Below are 15,736 nucleotides of genomic sequence, written 5' to 3'. Positions count from 1 at the left end.
CTAGATTTCCTCTTCTGGCTCCACAAAGCCGTCCGGCCTTTTGCCCTTGAGATACCAGGCAAAGGCAATGATCTCGGCAATAGTCCGGTATAGCGCTTCAGGAATCTGGTCGCCGAGCTCCAGCCGCGCCAGGACGCTGGCCAGTTCTGCGTTCTCGTAGATGGGCACTTCGTAGGCCATCGCCAGCTCAATAATCTGCTCGGCCAGATCACCCTCACCCTTGGCTGTCAGGGTCGGGGCCTGATCACCGTCATACACCAGCGCAATGGCTTCACGGGGCTTGTGCATCATGTCACCTCATCAATCCAGCGCTGTTGCAGCGCCTGATTGGGTTGTGGCGGCATGCCCTGGTGGCAACTCAGCTCCCCGACATCCAGCCCTTTCGCCAGCAAGCGGTCACGCAACAGACGCAGTTCGCCGTCTAGCAGGGAGAGCGTCTGTGGCTGTTCGGCCCAGAACTCACTGCTAACCCGCCCCTTGTAGAGCTTGGCGATCGCTTGCAGGCTGCCCAGCTGGTCCAGGTTAAAGGCCAGACGGACCTCCCAATGCGGAGTTTTTTCCACCTGCCGCGCCTCGGGTGCACTGTCATCGCGCTGAATGCGTACCTGTACATGACTGAACTGTTGGCCATCACGCACAGGAATTTCCAACTGCCAGACGGTCTGGCTGCTGCCATCGGAAAAGCTTTGCGACTGACCGAGACTTTGCAGTTGATGGTGCTGGATCCGCGACAGTAACGCCGCGGTCAGGCGCAGCAGGGCGCCGAGATCCGGCGCGTCGGTCATGCCTTGAACCACCCGGCTGGCTACTGGAAAGCTTTGTTCGGTGGCCCCGCCGGCGCCCTGTTTCCAGGGGCTGAAGGGCAAGGCCAGTTCCTTGATCGCGCCAGGTGATAATTGCTGCTGCAGACTGATGGCCAGGTGAATCAACGACGCCTTCAGATCGGCACCCGGTAGCGGCGGAGTAGCAGGGCTGACCGGCAAAGTGGATAGCGCGGCCAGCAACTTGCTCAACGCCGGGCTGGGATTAGTCCCGGCGGGAGCCGCAGCCGTTTCGGCGGCAGCACCCTTCAACAGTCCAGCCAGTTGCGCGAGGTTGGGTTCAAGAAAGGCGCCACTGCGCTGCACAGCCTGTTCCACGCCAGCGGGGGTCATCAGTTGCTGTAACGAAGCGACCTGCTGAAGCACCTGCTGCATGGCACTTTGCACGCTAGCCGGCATGGCTGGCGCCGCTACTCCAGGCGCGGCGCTCTGACCCGGGGTTTGGCCGAGACTCTGACTAAGCTTCTGCAAACTGTTGAATAAAGGCTCGGACGAGCCCTGACGTTGCAGGCTATCTTTCAACCCCTGCAACAACGCCAGGGTCAATTGCTGGCGGGCAGGGTCGGGAATGCGCAGCTCGCCCTGGCTGCCCACCAGCGCGGTAATCAGCGTGCCGGGATCCAGAGGCTTGCTGCTAGTCAGGCTCAGGCTGCTGCCACTGGCCGCGCCTTCCAGCAGCCGGGCAATGATCGCAAAACGTTGCTGCTCACCCTGCGCCAGCACTTGCTGGCTGACCACCTGGGCCTGGACGCTGGAGCCCGGTGGAAACACGGCGGGGTCAAGGCGCGTCAGCATTTCTGCAGCAGGTGCTTTGCCGGAGGGCTGCAGCACGGCCATTAGTTGGGTTTGGCTGATCGCCTGCAGCACCAGCGCTGCGCCGCTGGGTACCGCTCTGGGGCTGGTGGCCACTACCTGTTGTGCCGGCGCCGTAGTGTTTTGCGCTAAGCGCAACAAGAGTTCAAACTCACCTCCCTTTGGCGTACTGGTGAGTACTTCCGCGCGAGTGGTTTGCCCAGGTGGGAACAGCAGTGCGTCAATCGGACGCAGCAGTTGCAAAGCCACGGCGGCGGGGTCTGCCGGCCTGGCTACAGGCCCCGTTACTGAGGGGCTGGGCGTGCTGGGGGGTAGTCTGAAATCGGCGCTCATGTAGTCACATGTTGACGTAAATCACGGTCCTTGTCAGGGGGGCTGTATGTATAATGGCACAGCCTGCCGCAAGTACCCGCCGTTGCGCGTCGGTGCCTGGCCAAGCGGCCCTGTAATAGTTAGCGGCCGATTGTTGGCAAACATGAACATTTCCAGGCTCAGAGCCTGGCTACGTTAGGAATAAGGCTGGAGAACAGTTGAAGACACTGCCCATCACCTTGCATGAACTTGCCTGCGAACGCGATCAGCGTGAGTTGTTTGATGGAGTGTCTGTGCAACTGCAGCCGGGGGAAGTCTTGCAGGTCGCTGGCCCCAATGGGTCGGGCAAGACCAGCTTGCTGCGCATACTGGCCGGTTTGTTACTCCCGGCGGCGGGGGATATTCGCTACGGCGCTGAATCGGTTTTTCAGCCAGTCGGGCGTGAGCGTTGGCGGCATGATCGGTTGTTTATCGGCCATGCGCCGGCGGTCAAAGGTGCGTTGAGCGCTGAAGAGAATCTGGCTTGGCTGTGCGCCCTCAGTCAGCCAGTTGGCACTGCTGCGATCTGGCAGGCGCTGGAACAGGTTGGGCTGCGTGGATTCGAGGACGTGCCTTGCCATCATTTGTCCGCAGGGCAGCAGCGCCGTGTCGCGCTTGCAAGGTTGTATCTGGAGGCGCATCCGGTGTGGATTCTGGATGAACCTTTCACCGCGATTGACCGGGCCGGGGTGGCGACGCTGGAGCAGCATCTGTTGGCGCATGCAGCGCGCGGCGGCACGGTAGTACTGACTACGCATCACAGCCTTGATCACCTACCGGGGTTGCGTACCCTGGATCTGGGTCAGGTGGCTTGATGCGGCAGATCGTCTGGTTACTGTTCTGTCGGGAATGGCGTTTGGCCTGGCGCCGGCCGGGTGACTTGCTGAACCCGCTGGTGTTCTTTGCCATTGTGATCAGTCTGTTCCCGCTGGCAGTGGGCCCCGAGCCCAACATGCTGCGGACTATGGCGCCAGGCGTGATCTGGGTGGCGGCGTTGCTTGCCACATTGTTGTCGCTGGATGGCATGTTCCGCAGCGACTACGAAGATGGTTCGCTGGAACAGTGGGTACTGTCCCCACATCCCCTGGCGGTTATGGTGCTGGTCAAGGTGCTGCATCATTGGCTGATCAGTGGTCTGGCTCTGGTAATGCTCGCGCCGCTTTTCGGTTTGATGCTGTCGCTGCCAGTGTCGGTGCTGCCGGTGCTGTGTCTGAGTCTGTTTCTGGGCACGCCGGTGCTGAGTCTGCTCGGTGCGGTTGGCGCAGCGTTGACGGTAGGACTGAAAACCGGCGGGGTATTGCTGGCCCTATTGATCCTGCCCCTGTACATTCCGGTGCTAATTCTGGGGACCGGGGCGGTCGAGGCCGCCATGCAGGGTTTGCCGGTTGCAGGCTATGCCTTGTGGTTAGGCTGTCTGGCCGTGCTGAGTCTGAGTCTGGCACCGCTGGCCATTGCCGCGGGTCTGCGCATCGGGGTGAGTGAATGAGCGGAGAAGCGGGAAAATGAACTGGAGTTTTTTCCACAAGCTGGGTTCGCCCAAATGGTTCTATGACATCAGTAGTCGCTGGTTGCCCTGGTTCGTTGTGGCGACGGTAGTGCTGCTCGGCGTCGGTGTCGTCTGGGGTCTGGTGTTTGCGCCCCAGGATTACCAGCAGGGCAACAGTTTTCGGATTATCTATATTCATGTGCCTGCGGCTTTCGTCGCCCAATCCTGCTATGTCATGCTCGCCGTTGCCGGTATTGTCGGCCTGGTCTGGCGCATGAAGCTGGCTGACGTGGCACTGCAGTGCGCGGCTCCGATTGGTGCCTGGATGACCTTTCTGGCGCTGGTGACCGGCGCAATCTGGGGCAAGCCGACCTGGGGTACCTATTGGGTCTGGGATGCCCGCCTGACATCAATGCTGATTTTATTGTTCCTGTATTTCGGCATCATCGCCCTGGGCCAGGCGATCAGCAATCGGGAAACTGCGGCCAAGGCCACGGCGGTACTGGCCATTGTTGGCGTGGTGAACATTCCGATCATCAAGTATTCGGTGGACTGGTGGAACACGCTGCACCAGCCCGCCACCTTCAAGATTACTGAAAAACCGGCGATGCCCATTGAAATGTGGTTCCCGCTGCTGCTCACGGTGCTGGGTTTTTATGCCTTGTTCACCGTAAGCCTGCTGATGCGCATGCGCCTAGAGGTGCTGCGCCGGGAGCACAAAACACGCTGGGTACGTGACCTGATGGAGAAATCTTCATGACAAGCTTTGCTCAGTGGCTGGCCATGGATGGCCATGGCCCCTATGTCTGGTCGGCTTATCTGATTACTGCAGTAGTGCTGGCACTGAATGTGGTTCAGCCGATGCTGGCGCACCGCCGGTTGGTTGAAGTGGAAGCGCGTCGTCGGCGCCGGGGAGAGGTGTAATGCATCCGCAGCGCAAGAAAAAACTCTGGTTGATTCTGTTGGTTATGGCGGGGGTCGGCATTGCTGTGGCTTTGGCTCTGACGGCCTTGCAGCAGAATATCAATCTGTTCTATACGCCGAGCCAGATTGCCAACGGAGAAGCGCCGGTAAATGCCCGCATTCGCGCCGGTGGTTTGGTGGTGGATGGCAGCGTCGCTCGCGACCCTGACAGCCTTGCAGTGCAGTTTGCAGTGACCGATGGTGACAAGCAGGTGCTGGTCTCTTATTCAGGCATTCTTCCCGACCTGTTTCGCGAGGGTCAGGGCATAGTTGCGCTGGGCCGGGTGAATACCGATGGCATGCTGATGGCGGACGAGGTACTGGCCAAGCATGATGAGGAATACATGCCGCCGGAAGTGGCGCAGGCGATGGAAAAAGTTAATCAGATGAAGCGGGATGCCGACGCGGCATCCGGCTACTAAGTTGGAGGCAGGATGATTCCCGAGCTTGGCCAGATTGCGCTGATCATTGCCCTGGTACTGGCGGTGCTGCAGGCGACCGTACCTTTGTATGGCGCATGGCGCGGCGACTCCCTGGCCATGGGCTTCGCCCAGCCGGCGGCGATCGCCCAGTGCCTGTTTGTGCTGTTCGCTTTTCTCTGCCTGGTACACGCCTTCGTCACCAACGATTTCAGCGTGACCTATGTCGCACTCAACTCGAATTCGGCGTTGCCCTGGTATTACCGGGTCAGCGCGGTATGGGGCGGGCACGAGGGATCCCTGTTGCTCTGGGCACTGATTCTCGCAACCTGGACACTGGCCGTTGCGATTTTCTCCCGCGATCTGCCCGACGAGATGCTCAGCCGAGTGCTGGCCGTGATGGGCATGATCAGCGTCGGTTTTCTGCTGTTCATGCTGATGACCTCCAACCCCTTCGATCGGCAACTGCCGTTCTACCCGGCGGATGGCAACGATCTGAATCCGCTGCTGCAGGATTTCGGCCTGATCGTCCACCCGCCGATGCTCTACATGGGTTACGTCGGCTTCTCTGTGGCCTTTGCCTTCGCCATCGCCGCGCTGCTCGGCGGTCGGCTGGACGCGGCCTGGGCGCGCTGGTCGCGCCCCTGGACCATTATTGCCTGGGCTTTTCTGACGCTGGGTATCGCGCTTGGCTCCTGGTGGGCCTATTACGAGCTTGGCTGGGGCGGCTGGTGGTTCTGGGATCCGGTGGAAAATGCGTCCTTTATGCCCTGGCTGGTGGGTACGGCGCTGATCCATTCGCTGGCAGTGACTGAAAAACGCGGTGTGTTCAAAAGCTGGACGGTGCTGCTGGCGATTGCCACCTTCTCGCTTAGCCTGTTGGGTACGTTCCTGGTCCGCTCCGGGGTACTGACCTCGGTGCACGCCTTTGCTACCGATCCCGAGCGCGGCGTATTCATTCTCGGTTTTCTGCTGGTCGTCGTCGGTGGCTCGCTGTTGCTGTATGCGCTGCGCGCGCCGGTGGTCAAGAGTCAGATCGGCTTTGCACTCTGGTCGCGGGAAACCTTTCTGCTGATCAATAACGTGATTCTGGTGGTGGCCGCGCTGATGATTCTGCTCGGTACCCTGTATCCGCTGGTGCTGGATGCCGTCAGCGGTACGCTGGTATCGGTCGGCCCGCCGTATTTCAACGCGCTCTTCCTGCCATTGATGGCGCTGCTGATGGCGGCTATGGGCGTGGGCATGCTCAGCCGCTGGAAGGACACGCCGGTGAAATGGTTGTTCAGCCAGCTCAAGTGGGTGCTGGTCGGTGCGGCCATTGCCGCCGTCGCTCTGGCGGTATGGATCGGCGATCACCAACTGGCTGTCGGCAGCATGCTCCTGCTGGTGTTCTGGGTGGTTGGCATGAGCATCAAGGATATACGCAACAAGATTCGCCACAAGGGCACCGTCACCGGCCTCAGGGGCCTTACCCGCAGTTACTGGGGCATGACCTTCGCGCACATCGGCATCGCCGTCTGCGCAGTGGGCGTTGTAGGCGCGAGCCTGTTCGACAGCCAGCGCGACCTGCGCATGGTGCCGGGTGATCAGTTGGAGCTGGGTGGTTACAGCTTTCAGTTTGAAGGTGTGCGCCACCTGGAAGGCTCCAACTGGGAGTCGGACAAAGCGGTGGTCAACGTCTTCAGGGATGGTCGGCAGATAACCACCCTGCGTCCGGAGAAACGCCTGTACACCGTACAGAATCAGCTGATGACCGAGGCGGCGATTCACGCTGGTCTGACCCGCGACCTGTTCGTCGCCATGGGCGAACCGCTCGGCGGTGACGCCTGGGCCATGCGTGTGCACATCAAACCCTTTGTGCGCTGGATCTGGCTGGGCGCGTTGTTCATGACCTTTGGCGGCCTGCTGGCCGCCAGCGACAAGCGCTATCGGTTGCGCGGTCGTCAGCGCAAGGCTGCAGCAGTGGCTGTGGAGGGTAACGCATGAAACGCGCATTGATGCTGTTACCGCTGGCCGTGTTTTTACTGCTGCTGGTTTTCCTGTTCAAGGGACTCTACCTGGATAACGAAGACCTGCCATCAGTGCTGATTGGCAAACCTTTCCCTGCCTTCCAACTGAATTCGGTGCAGGAAGGCGAGGCGGACATCAGCATGGAAGACCTCAAGGGTCAGCCTTCGCTGGTCAATGTCTGGGCGACCTGGTGCGTTGCCTGCCGGGTTGAGCATCCGGTGCTGAATAAGCTGGCTGAACAGGGTGTGGTGATTCACGGCGTCAACTACAAGGATGACACCGAGTCGGCGCGCAAGTGGCTGCAGGACCTGCACAATCCCTACCAGTTGAATATCAGCGATCCCGAAGGGCGTCTGGGGCTGGACCTGGGTGTGTATGGCGCGCCTGAAACCTTCCTGGTCGATGCCGAGGGCGTGATCCGCTACAAATTTATCGGCGTGATCGACGAGCGCGTCTGGCAATCCGAACTGGCGCCACGTTATCAGGCGCTGGTCGATGAGGCTCAACCATGATCCGCCGACTGTTTTTGCTACTGGCCGTGTTGGCGTTTGTACCTGCCAGCCTGGCTGCGATAGATACCTACGAGTTTGATACCGAAGAGCAGCGCGCGCGTTTTTATCAATTGAGTGGCGAGCTGCGATGCCCCAAGTGTCAGAACCAGAACATTGCTGATTCCAATTCGCCGATTGCCAATGATCTGCGCCGCGAGATCTTTCGCATGCTTGATGAGGGGCAGAGCAATGATCAGATTGTCGAATTCATGGTCATGCGTTACGGCGATTTCGTCCGCTATAAACCGGCGCTGACGGCGCAGACCGCGGTGCTCTGGTTTGCCCCGGCGGTTTTTCTGCTCGCTGGTTTTATCGGCCTGGTGGTCATGTTGCGGCGCCGCCAGCGCGCCCTGCGTAGCACCGCCGATCAACATCTGAATGCCGATGAGCAGCAACGGTTGAAATCCCTGTTGGAGAAGAAGTCGCCCCATGACTGATTTTTGGCTATTGAGTGTGGTGTTGCTGGTAGTGGCTGTACTGGCGGTCATCTGGCCGCTGTGGAAACATCGTCAATACAAGCGGGTCGACCGTACTGCGCTGAACGTCGCGCTCTATCAGGAGCGCATGTCAGAACTCGACGCACAGGTGGCCGCTGGTGATCTCACAGTGGCGGCACGCGATTCGGCTCTGGAAGAAGCCAGTCGCCTGCTGCTTGAGGACACGGCGCGGGATGAGAGCGCCGAGCGCCCCCGGCGTCGCGGCGGCCCTTGGCTGCTGATCGTCTCCGCTGGTCTGCTACCGGTTATCGTGGTCGGTTTGTACTTTGCCTGGGGTAACCCGGCAGGCCTGAGCCTCTACCGGGAAATGCAAACCAGCCCGCAGCCGGAGAGTCTGGAAGCGATGATTGATCGCATGCAGCGTATTACCGAGGTCCAGCCGGAAAATGGCGAGGCCTGGTATATGCTCGGCAGGGCGTATCTGTCGGCGCAGCAACCCGATCTGGCAGTAGACGCCTTCGGCCAAAGCCTGGAACGTCTTGGCGAGCGCCCGGAAGTACTTGCGCAACTAGCCCAGGCACGCTATTTCGCCGCCGGTAACGAATTGGACAGCGCCGCGGTAGCGGCTCTGGACAAGGCGCTGGAACTGGAGCCCAACGAGCCCACGGCGTTGGGTCTACTGGGTATCGCGGCGTTTGAAAGCGCCGACTACCCAGGAGCCATCGAATATTGGCAGCGGCTGTTGACCGGCATGCGTCCGGGCAGCGACGGAGCGCTGGCTATTCAGGGTGGTATTGATCGGGCGCGTCAGCGAATCACTGCCGCAGGCGGTGAGCTACCGGCCCAGGCGGAGCAACCAGCCGGTGAGGTGATCACGTTGCGCCTTGAGCTGAGCGCAGAGGTGGCTGAGCAGGCCGATCCAGATGCGGTGGTGTTCGTGTTCGCCCGTGACCCTGCCGGCCCGCCGATGCCTCTGGTAGCGCGGCGCTTCAGCGTGGCGGATCTGCCGGTGGATGTGGTGCTCAGCAGTGCTGATGCGATGCTGCCTGACGTTGAACTCAGCGAAGGGCAGGTGCTGCAATTGACTGCGCGCCTGTCGCCGACCGGCGACGCGCTGCAGGGTACGCACCAGGGTCAGGTAGATGACGTTACCGTAGGTGGCCAGCAGGCAGTGCTGCTGACTATTGATCAAGCCCTGACGCCGGCTCCCTGAAATCCCGATTGCGTCGTGTAATGCACGGCGCAATCGGCCTCTTAATCTACCCTCTCAATCGACCCTCTCTAGACCCCGAATACCCAGCCCACCAGCGCGTAGCCGGCAAAAGTCACCAGCACTATGCCGATCAGGTTTAACGCAAACCCTGCCTTGATCATGTCACTGATATGCATATGCCCGCTGCCAAACACAATCGCGTTCGGCGGCGTGGCAACCGGCATCATGAAGGCGCAACTGGCGGCTATCGCGGCGGGTACGGTGAAGAAGATCGGCGACACGTCCTGGGACATGGCCAGCGCGCCAAGCAGCGGCAGGAAAGCGGCAGCCGTCGCAGTGTTACTGGTGACTTCGGTGAGGAAGATGATCACCGTAACCACCAGTCCGATCATCAACAGTGCCGAGAGCATATCCAGCACACCCAGGCTTTCGGCGATCCAGGTCGCCAGGCCGGAGCTGCTGATCGCACCCGCCAGCGCCAGGCCACCACCGAACAGCAGCAGTACGCCCCAGGGCATTTCCTTGGCCGTCTCCCAGTCCATTAGAAACACCCGGTCTCTTGCCCGTACGGGTATCAGAAACATGATGATAGCGGCGGCAATGGCAATAACGGTGTCGTTCAGCCAGGGAATCAGACTGGCCGACAGCAGTGGCTGGAATATCCAGGCCAGCGCGGTTGAGACAAATACGATGCCCACCAGCTTCTCGCCCAGGCTCATGGGGCCCAGCGCATGCAACTGCTCACGCAGGCCTTGCGAGCTATGCTCGGACTGCTCGCCAAGCCCGAAGTCCTTACGCGCCAGCCAGAACCAGATAGCTACCAGCATGGAAGCTGACACCGGCACGCCGATCAGCATCCACTGGGCGAAACCGATTTCGATGCCCTGATTTTCCGCCAGATAGGCTGCCAGCAGCGCATTCGGCGGGGTACCGATCAAGGTAGCAATGCCGCCCACGCTCGCGGCATAGGCGATCGCCAGCAGCAGCGCGGTGGCAAAACGGCGCACGGCCTCCGGATTGGCATTGCCCATCATGCTGATGACGGAGAGACCGATGGGCAGCATCATGATGGTCGTCGCGGTGTTGCTCACCCACATGCTCAGAAAGGCGGTGGCGATCATGAATCCGGCTATCTGCCGACGGGGCTGGCTTCCCACCGCGAGCAGCGTCATCAGTGCAATGCGCTTGTGCAGGTTCCAGCGCTGCATGGCCAGGCCGAGTACAAAACCGCCCATAAACAGAAATATGATCGGGTTGGCATAGGGTGTGGTAGCGCTGGCGACCGAGCCCAGGCCGAGTGCCGGAATCAGCACGATGGGCAGCAACGCGGTGGCTGGAATGGCGATGGCCTCGGTGGACCACCAGGTTGCCATCAACAGCATCATGCCCAGGGCCAGCCAGGCTTCGTTGGACATGCCACCCGGAGCGGGAAATACCAGGGTGGCGAGCAGGAACAGGGTGCCGAGGATCAGGCCGATGATACGGCTGGCTGGCAGACCCTGAGGGGCATCGGAGGATGCATCGATAGACATGGAAGGCTTCCGCTAACAGAGGTGATGGCGCTCAGGACTGAACGTCGTTAAGGGTAAAGGATAGCAAGGCGCCGGCCAGACCGATGGCGGATAGCAACACCAACATGCCGGCCGCGCCAATCAGCGAGCTGAGCAGGCCAAACAGACCGGTAAAGAGTAACAGCAAGCCGATGATGCTGTTGCCGACGGCGACATAGTCTGTGCGTTTATTGCCACCGGCCATGTCCAGAACGTAGGTCTTGCGGCCGACGCGAACGCCGGCATGGGCAATCCCCAGAACGAAGAAAGCGACCGGGAACAGCCAGGCGTGAATCATCTGCGGCAGCTCGACCCACAGGTGCACCGCCACCACTGCCGGGCCGAGCAGGCTGGCCAGGAAGGCCGCGCGGATCAGCACTTGCTTGCTCGATTTGTCAGCCATGCGCCCCCAGAACATGGCGCTCAAGCTGCTGGCCAGGCCATTGGCGACCAGAAAGGCGCCGAGCATGCCCAGACTGCTGTTCAGTTCCTGCCCGAGCAACACGTAATAGGGCGCGGACAACGCAGAACAGAGCAGCAACGCACGGGTAATCACAAAGCGCCGGAAGGGCGCGTCATCGCGCAGCAGACTGATCTTGCCCAGGGCCTGACGTACGGCGTTCTCACCGCCCTCAGTGGCGCCTGGCGCTTCGTCTATCAATGTGTAAATCAGGCTGGCCGCAACCCAGAGCAACGCCGAAATGACCAGCAAGGCGGCGTAGAACAGCGTGTTGTCGTCGGCAGGCGGCCAGATCATGCAATAGATGCCGAAAGCCAGGGCCAGCCACCCCGACAGGCTGCTGGCCAGGCCATTCAAACGACCGCGGCGGGTCTTGGGCACGGTTTTGCCAATCACATCCTTGCTCGCCACCGAACACAAGCCACGCGCCAGGCTGAACACCACCAGACAGCCGAGGATCAGCAACCCGGCCAGCAAGCCGGTGCTGAGCCATGCGGCAGCGCCCATCGCCAGCAGGGCGGCGGCCTGTATCAGGCTGCCGACGATCCATACCCTCTTGCGCTTCTGCATCTGCCTGACGTAAGCAGCTATGAACAACTGTGGCAGCATGGAACCCGATTCGCGGATCGGTACCAGCCAGGCCACTAGCGCCACGGGTGCCCCGACAATGCCCATCAACCAGGCCAAGGTAGTCTTCGGGTTGGTAAGGGTATCGCCCAGGCTGGTCAGGGTGGTGGCCGCGACCTGACGGAAAAAGTTTTGTGGGACGTTGCTGCAGGCACTCTCGGGGATATCCTTGCAAACGCGGGTATCCTCTTCTTCCATCAGGCTGCTGTAGAGCTGATCCATATCCGCTGGCAAGGGCATGCAGGTGTTCGCTTAACGAGGTAGTCAATGAGATGCTTCGGGATGTCAGCAATTTTGCCGCACCCGGTACTGCTTGACCACCCTTGGCATGACTGCGGGCAGGGTATTTCGGCACTGGGGCTTCTCATTGCCTGGCTTGTGGGTAAAAATGCGGGTTTAAGCGACAATCCTCAAGGACAGATGATTCAATGCGATTGAAATGCATCAAATTGGCGGGGTTCAAGTCCTTTGTGGACCCCACCACGGTGTTCTTTCCGACCAACATGGGCGCGGTAGTCGGCCCGAATGGCTGTGGGAAGTCGAACATCATTGATGCAGTGCGTTGGGTCATGGGTGAGAGCTCGGCGAAGAATCTGCGCGGTGAGTCGATGACCGATGTCATCTTCAATGGCTCAAACTCGCGTAAGCCGGTGAGTCAGGCATCCATTGAGCTGATCTTCGACAATAGCGACGGCACCCTCAAGGGCGAGTATGCCGGCTATAACGAAATCTCCATCCGCCGCAAGGTCACCCGCGAAGCGCAGAATCAGTACTACCTGAACGGCACCAAGTGCAGGCGTCGGGATATTACCGATATTTTCCTGGGTACCGGTCTGGGCCCTCGCAGCTACTCGATTATCGAACAGGGCATGATCTCCAAACTGATCGAGGCCAAGCCCGATGAGTTGCGGCTGTTTATCGAGGAAGCCGCCGGCATCTCAAAATACAAGGAGCGCCGCCGCGAAACCGAGAATCGTATTCGCCGTACCCACGAGAACCTGGCGCGCCTGACCGATTTACGCGAAGAGCTGGAACGTCAACTGGCGCACCTGCAGCGCCAGGCCCAGGCCGCGGAGAAATACAAGGAATTTAAAGCCGAGGAGCGTCAGCTCAAGGCTCAACTGCAGGCGCTGCGCTGGCGCGCGATGGACGCCCAGACGGTGGAGCGCGAGCATCGGGTGCGCGAGCTGGAGATCGGCATGGAGGCGTTGATCGCCGAACAGCGCAATGCCGACAGCGAAGTGGAAAAACAGCGCGACCAACATGCAGATCTGACCGAATCCTTCAATCAGGCGCAGGCGCGCTATTACAGTGTTGGCGCAGATATCAGCCGTATCGAGCAGGTGCTGCAATTCAACCGCGACCGCCAGCGTCAGCTGTATGACGATATGGAGCAGACCGAGCAGGCCTGGCAGGAAGCGCAGAGCCATCTGAGTCAGGATCAGGCCCTGCTCGCTGACCTGCAGAACGAACTGGCTGAAATCGAACCTGAGCTGGAAATGGCCAGCGCCGCGGATGAAGACACCAGCGGTGCGTTGCAGAGCGCCGAAGAAGCCATGCAAAGCTGGCAGTCGGCCTGGGATCAGTTCAATCACCAGGCCGCAGCTCCGCGGCAACAGGCGGAAGTTGAACAGTCACGGATTCGCCACCTTGAACAGGCCATCGAGCGTCTTAGCGAGCGCATTCAGCGGCTTGAGGACGAGCGCAGCGGCCTGACGTCCGGACCTCTCGACGACGAACTGGCCGAGCTCGGGGAGCAGTTGGCCGAACTTGAGTTGCGTAGCGAGAGCGAGCAGCAGCGGCTGGAGGAGTTATCCGAAGGGCTTCAGCAAGAGCGCGAAACCCTGAACGCGCTGCATCAGGAACGGGATATCCGCCGTGGTGAAATCCAGCGCAGCAGCGGTCGGCTGGCATCCCTGGAGGCGTTGCAGCAGGCCGCTCTTGATCATGGACAGGGTGTGCAGCAATGGTTGCAGGAGCAGGGCTTGCAGGGTCTGCCACACCTGGCTGAGCAGTTGCATGTCGAGGCTGGTTGGGAGCGCGCGGTAGAGACGGTGCTCGGTGATGACCTGCAAGCAGTGAGTCTGGACAGTCTCGATAGTCTTGCCGAAACCCTGGGTGCTTTTGATCAAGGCAGTTTGCGCCTGCTGGATGCTCGCCCGAGCACCAAGACTGATGTGAAGAATACGCCGGCCAGCCTGTTTGACAAGGTGCGCTGCCCGGTCGACCTGCGCGCCTGGCTGGGCGCAGTACGCACCGCCGATAGCCTGGAGCAGGCGCTGGGCATGCGCAGTGAGCTGGCCGTGCATGAATCGGTGATTACTCTAGAGGGCCACTGGCTGGGGCCGAACTGGTTACGTTACCAGCGCGGTGAGGCCAACGAGGCTGGTGTATTGGCGCGTCAGCAGGAAATCGAAACTCTGGAAGCACGCACTGCCGAGCAGGAAGCTGCGCTGGAAGAGGACAACAGACGCGTTGACGCCTTGCGCGAACGTATTCGTCAGCTTGAACAACAGCGCGATGGCCTGCAGCAGGGGCTCGCCAGTCAAAGCCGCGAGCAGGGCGATCTCAAAGCCCAGTGGTCAGCACGCCAGGTACGCCTGGAGCAGGTCAACGCCCGGCGCCAGCGGATCACCGACGACCTTGAAGACATCAAGGCGCAGCGCAGTGACGAGCAGGAGCAGATCGGCGAAGCGCGGATGACCTTGCAGGCAGCGCTGGATCATATGGCTGCCGATGCTGGTCAGCGCGAAGAGCTGCTGCGCCAGCGTGATCAGGTTCGCGAGGGATTGGATCATGCTCGCCAGCACGCCCGGCAACACAAGGACAAGGCGCATCAGCTGGCGCTGCGGGTCCAGTCTTTACGCGCTCAGCAGGACTCAACCAGTCAGGGCCTTGAGCGCCTGACCGCGCAGGCCGAACGCCTGGGCGAGCGCCGTGAACAACTGAAAATGACCATTGAGGAAAGCCAGGCTCCCGAGGAAGATCAACGCATGGAGCTGGAAGGGCTGCTTGAGCAGCGTATTCAGGCGGAAAAGGATCTGAGTCAGGCGCGGCAAGCGCTGGAAGCAGTCGATCAACAGATGCGCGAACAGGATCGGCGCCGCGCACAGGCCGAGCAACAGGCTCAATTGTTGCGTGGGCAATTGGACGAGCAGCGCCTGATCGCCCGTGATCTGCAGACTCGGCGCCAGGGGCTACAGGAACAGTTGCTTGAATCAGGCTACGATCTTAAAGCGGTACTGGAATTGCTACCTGAGAACGCGACGGAAGCCGACTGGGAGCAACAGCTGGGCCAATTGGATGCGCGCATCCAGCGCCTGGGCGCAATCAACCTGGCGGCGATCGACGAATATCAGCAGCAGTCCGAGCGTAAACGCTACCTGGATGCGCAGAACGCCGATCTGGAAGAGGCGCTCAGCACGCTGGAGCAGGTGATCCGCAAGATCGACAAGGAGACCCGCAGCCGTTTCAAGGAAACCTTCGACAAGATCAATCATGGTTTGCAGGCGCTGTTTCCCAAGGTGTTCGGCGGCGGCCACGCCTATCTGGAGCTGACCGGCGACGATCTGCTGGACACCGGCGTGACTATCATGGCCCGGCCACCGGGAAAAAAGAACAGCACCATCCATCTGCTGTCGGGTGGGGAAAAGGCGCTTACAGCGATTGCCCTGGTGTTTTCCATCTTCCAGCTCAACCCGTCGCCTTTCTGCATGCTGGATGAGGTGGACGCGCCGCTGGATGACGCCAACGTGGGGCGTTATGCGCGGATTGTTAAAGAGATGTCGAAGCGAGTGCAATTCATTTACATTACGCATAACAAGATCGCGATGGAAATGGCCGACCAATTGCTTGGCGTGACTATGCATGAACCTGGCTGCTCCAGGCTGGTCACAGTAGACGTAGAAGAGGCTGCAGCGCTGGCAGCAGTGTAAAGCTGCACGCGGGCATGTTAATGTCACCGCATCAACTTACTTTAAGGTTCGCGCCCAAGGGCTTGAGCCAGAACAGAATCTGAAGAACAGGGTCAGAATA

14 protein-coding genes are annotated in these 15,736 nt (G+C 60.4%); 10 read left to right on the top strand and 4 right to left on the bottom strand.

Translation table 11 applies throughout. The features are described 5' to 3' along the window. Together DT594_RS06820 and fliK are read right to left on the bottom strand one after the other, a co-directional pair. Window positions 1-291, bottom strand: coding sequence for an EscU/YscU/HrcU family type III secretion system export apparatus switch protein (locus DT594_RS06820; RefSeq protein WP_394241935.1), 291 nt, complete (start codon window positions 289-291; stop codon window positions 1-3). Continuing rightward, window positions 288-1,883 carry a flagellar hook-length control protein FliK gene (gene fliK, locus DT594_RS06815; protein ID WP_178091474.1) on the bottom strand — a complete coding sequence of 532 codons (1,596 nt, stop codon included), beginning with the start codon at window positions 1,881-1,883 and terminating at the stop codon, window positions 288-290. Before fliK ends, DT594_RS06820 begins: the two co-directional genes overlap by 4 nt. A 281-nt stretch (window positions 1,884-2,164) precedes the next feature. Here fliK and ccmA point away from each other — a divergent pair, with 281 nt between their 5' ends. Genes ccmA through ccmI form a run of 9 tightly spaced genes read left to right on the top strand, consistent with a single transcriptional unit; the run spans window position 2,165 to window position 9,064 of the window. After that, complete coding sequence (ccmA, locus tag DT594_RS06810; protein ID WP_149332011.1) at window positions 2,165-2,800, top strand: cytochrome c biogenesis heme-transporting ATPase CcmA; 636 nt, start codon at window positions 2,165-2,167, stop codon at window positions 2,798-2,800. After that, on the top strand, window positions 2,800-3,471 hold the full coding sequence (gene ccmB / locus DT594_RS06805) for a heme exporter protein CcmB (protein WP_149332010.1): 672 nt from the start codon (window positions 2,800-2,802) through the stop codon (window positions 3,469-3,471). Before ccmA ends, ccmB begins: the two co-directional genes overlap by 1 nt. A 16-nt stretch (window positions 3,472-3,487) precedes the next feature. After that, entirely contained in the window at window positions 3,488-4,231 is a 744-nt protein-coding gene (locus DT594_RS06800; RefSeq protein WP_149332009.1) for a heme ABC transporter permease, read from the top strand. Then, window positions 4,228-4,395, top strand: coding sequence for a heme exporter protein CcmD (gene ccmD, locus DT594_RS06795; RefSeq protein ID WP_394241942.1), 168 nt, complete (start codon window positions 4,228-4,230; stop codon window positions 4,393-4,395). The genes DT594_RS06800 and ccmD overlap by 4 nt, the downstream gene beginning before the upstream one ends. Continuing rightward, window positions 4,395-4,856 carry a cytochrome c maturation protein CcmE gene (gene ccmE / locus DT594_RS06790; RefSeq protein ID WP_149332007.1) on the top strand — a complete coding sequence of 154 codons (462 nt, stop codon included), beginning with the start codon at window positions 4,395-4,397 and terminating at the stop codon, window positions 4,854-4,856. Before ccmD ends, ccmE begins: the two co-directional genes overlap by 1 nt. A gap of 12 nt (window positions 4,857-4,868) precedes the next feature. Beyond that, window positions 4,869-6,839 (top strand): heme lyase CcmF/NrfE family subunit, encoded by a 1,971-nt coding sequence (locus DT594_RS06785; protein WP_149332006.1) that lies wholly within the window; start codon window positions 4,869-4,871, stop codon window positions 6,837-6,839. Beyond that, window positions 6,836-7,375, top strand: coding sequence for a DsbE family thiol:disulfide interchange protein (locus tag DT594_RS06780; RefSeq protein WP_149332005.1), 540 nt, complete (start codon window positions 6,836-6,838; stop codon window positions 7,373-7,375). The genes DT594_RS06785 and DT594_RS06780 overlap by 4 nt, the downstream gene beginning before the upstream one ends. Then, window positions 7,372-7,851: a cytochrome c-type biogenesis protein gene (locus DT594_RS06775; RefSeq protein WP_149332004.1), complete on the top strand. Its 480-nt coding sequence runs from the start codon at window positions 7,372-7,374 to the stop codon at window positions 7,849-7,851. The genes DT594_RS06780 and DT594_RS06775 overlap by 4 nt, the downstream gene beginning before the upstream one ends. Further along, window positions 7,844-9,064, top strand: coding sequence for a c-type cytochrome biogenesis protein CcmI (gene ccmI, locus DT594_RS06770; RefSeq protein ID WP_149332003.1), 1,221 nt, complete (start codon window positions 7,844-7,846; stop codon window positions 9,062-9,064). Before DT594_RS06775 ends, ccmI begins: the two co-directional genes overlap by 8 nt. 68 nt (window positions 9,065-9,132) lie before the next feature. Here the strand turns inward: ccmI and DT594_RS06765 are convergent, their stop codons facing one another. Then, window positions 9,133-10,596 carry an SLC13 family permease gene (locus DT594_RS06765; protein WP_149332002.1) on the bottom strand — a complete coding sequence of 488 codons (1,464 nt, stop codon included), beginning with the start codon at window positions 10,594-10,596 and terminating at the stop codon, window positions 9,133-9,135. Window positions 10,597-10,627: 31 nt separating this feature from the next. Next, entirely contained in the window at window positions 10,628-11,941 is a 1,314-nt protein-coding gene (locus DT594_RS06760; RefSeq protein WP_149332001.1) for an MFS transporter, read from the bottom strand. Window positions 11,942-12,129: 188 nt separating this feature from the next. On the opposite strand from DT594_RS06760, the gene smc reads away from it, so the two are divergent. Further along, the gene (gene smc, locus DT594_RS06755; RefSeq protein ID WP_149332000.1) at window positions 12,130-15,636 is read left to right on the top strand and encodes a chromosome segregation protein SMC; all 3,507 of its coding nucleotides are present in this window, start codon (window positions 12,130-12,132) and stop codon (window positions 15,634-15,636) included. Window positions 15,637-15,736: the final 100 nt, after the last annotated feature.

The sequence above is a fragment of the Halopseudomonas laoshanensis genome (genome assembly GCF_008365385.1).
Taxonomy (GTDB): Bacteria; Pseudomonadota; Gammaproteobacteria; order Pseudomonadales; family Pseudomonadaceae; genus Halopseudomonas; species Halopseudomonas laoshanensis.
The sequence above is the reverse complement of the archived record's forward strand: the minus strand, read 5'-3'. Positions and strand labels throughout refer to the sequence as shown.

What these genes read in the sequence shown, in the direction of transcription:
- DT594_RS06785 (WP_149332006.1), top strand. Translation starts at nt 4,869, where the DNA reads ATGATTCCCGAGCTTGGCCAGATTGCGCTGATCATTGCCCTGGTACTG.
- smc (WP_149332000.1), top strand. Translation starts at nt 12,130, where the DNA reads ATGCGATTGAAATGCATCAAATTGGCGGGGTTCAAGTCCTTTGTGGAC.
- DT594_RS06775 (WP_149332004.1), top strand. Translation starts at nt 7,372, where the DNA reads ATGATCCGCCGACTGTTTTTGCTACTGGCCGTGTTGGCGTTTGTACCT.
- DT594_RS06820 (WP_394241935.1), bottom strand. Translation starts at nt 291, where the DNA reads ATGATGCACAAGCCCCGTGAAGCCATTGCGCTGGTGTATGACGGTGAT.
- DT594_RS06780 (WP_149332005.1), top strand. Translation starts at nt 6,836, where the DNA reads ATGAAACGCGCATTGATGCTGTTACCGCTGGCCGTGTTTTTACTGCTG.
- ccmB (WP_149332010.1), top strand. Translation starts at nt 2,800, where the DNA reads ATGCGGCAGATCGTCTGGTTACTGTTCTGTCGGGAATGGCGTTTGGCC.
- ccmD (WP_394241942.1), top strand. Translation starts at nt 4,228, where the DNA reads ATGACAAGCTTTGCTCAGTGGCTGGCCATGGATGGCCATGGCCCCTAT.
- ccmI (WP_149332003.1), top strand. Translation starts at nt 7,844, where the DNA reads ATGACTGATTTTTGGCTATTGAGTGTGGTGTTGCTGGTAGTGGCTGTA.
- ccmE (WP_149332007.1), top strand. Translation starts at nt 4,395, where the DNA reads ATGCATCCGCAGCGCAAGAAAAAACTCTGGTTGATTCTGTTGGTTATG.
- DT594_RS06765 (WP_149332002.1), bottom strand. Translation starts at nt 10,596, where the DNA reads ATGTCTATCGATGCATCCTCCGATGCCCCTCAGGGTCTGCCAGCCAGC.
- DT594_RS06800 (WP_149332009.1), top strand. Translation starts at nt 3,488, where the DNA reads ATGAACTGGAGTTTTTTCCACAAGCTGGGTTCGCCCAAATGGTTCTAT.
- DT594_RS06760 (WP_149332001.1), bottom strand. Translation starts at nt 11,941, where the DNA reads ATGCCCTTGCCAGCGGATATGGATCAGCTCTACAGCAGCCTGATGGAA.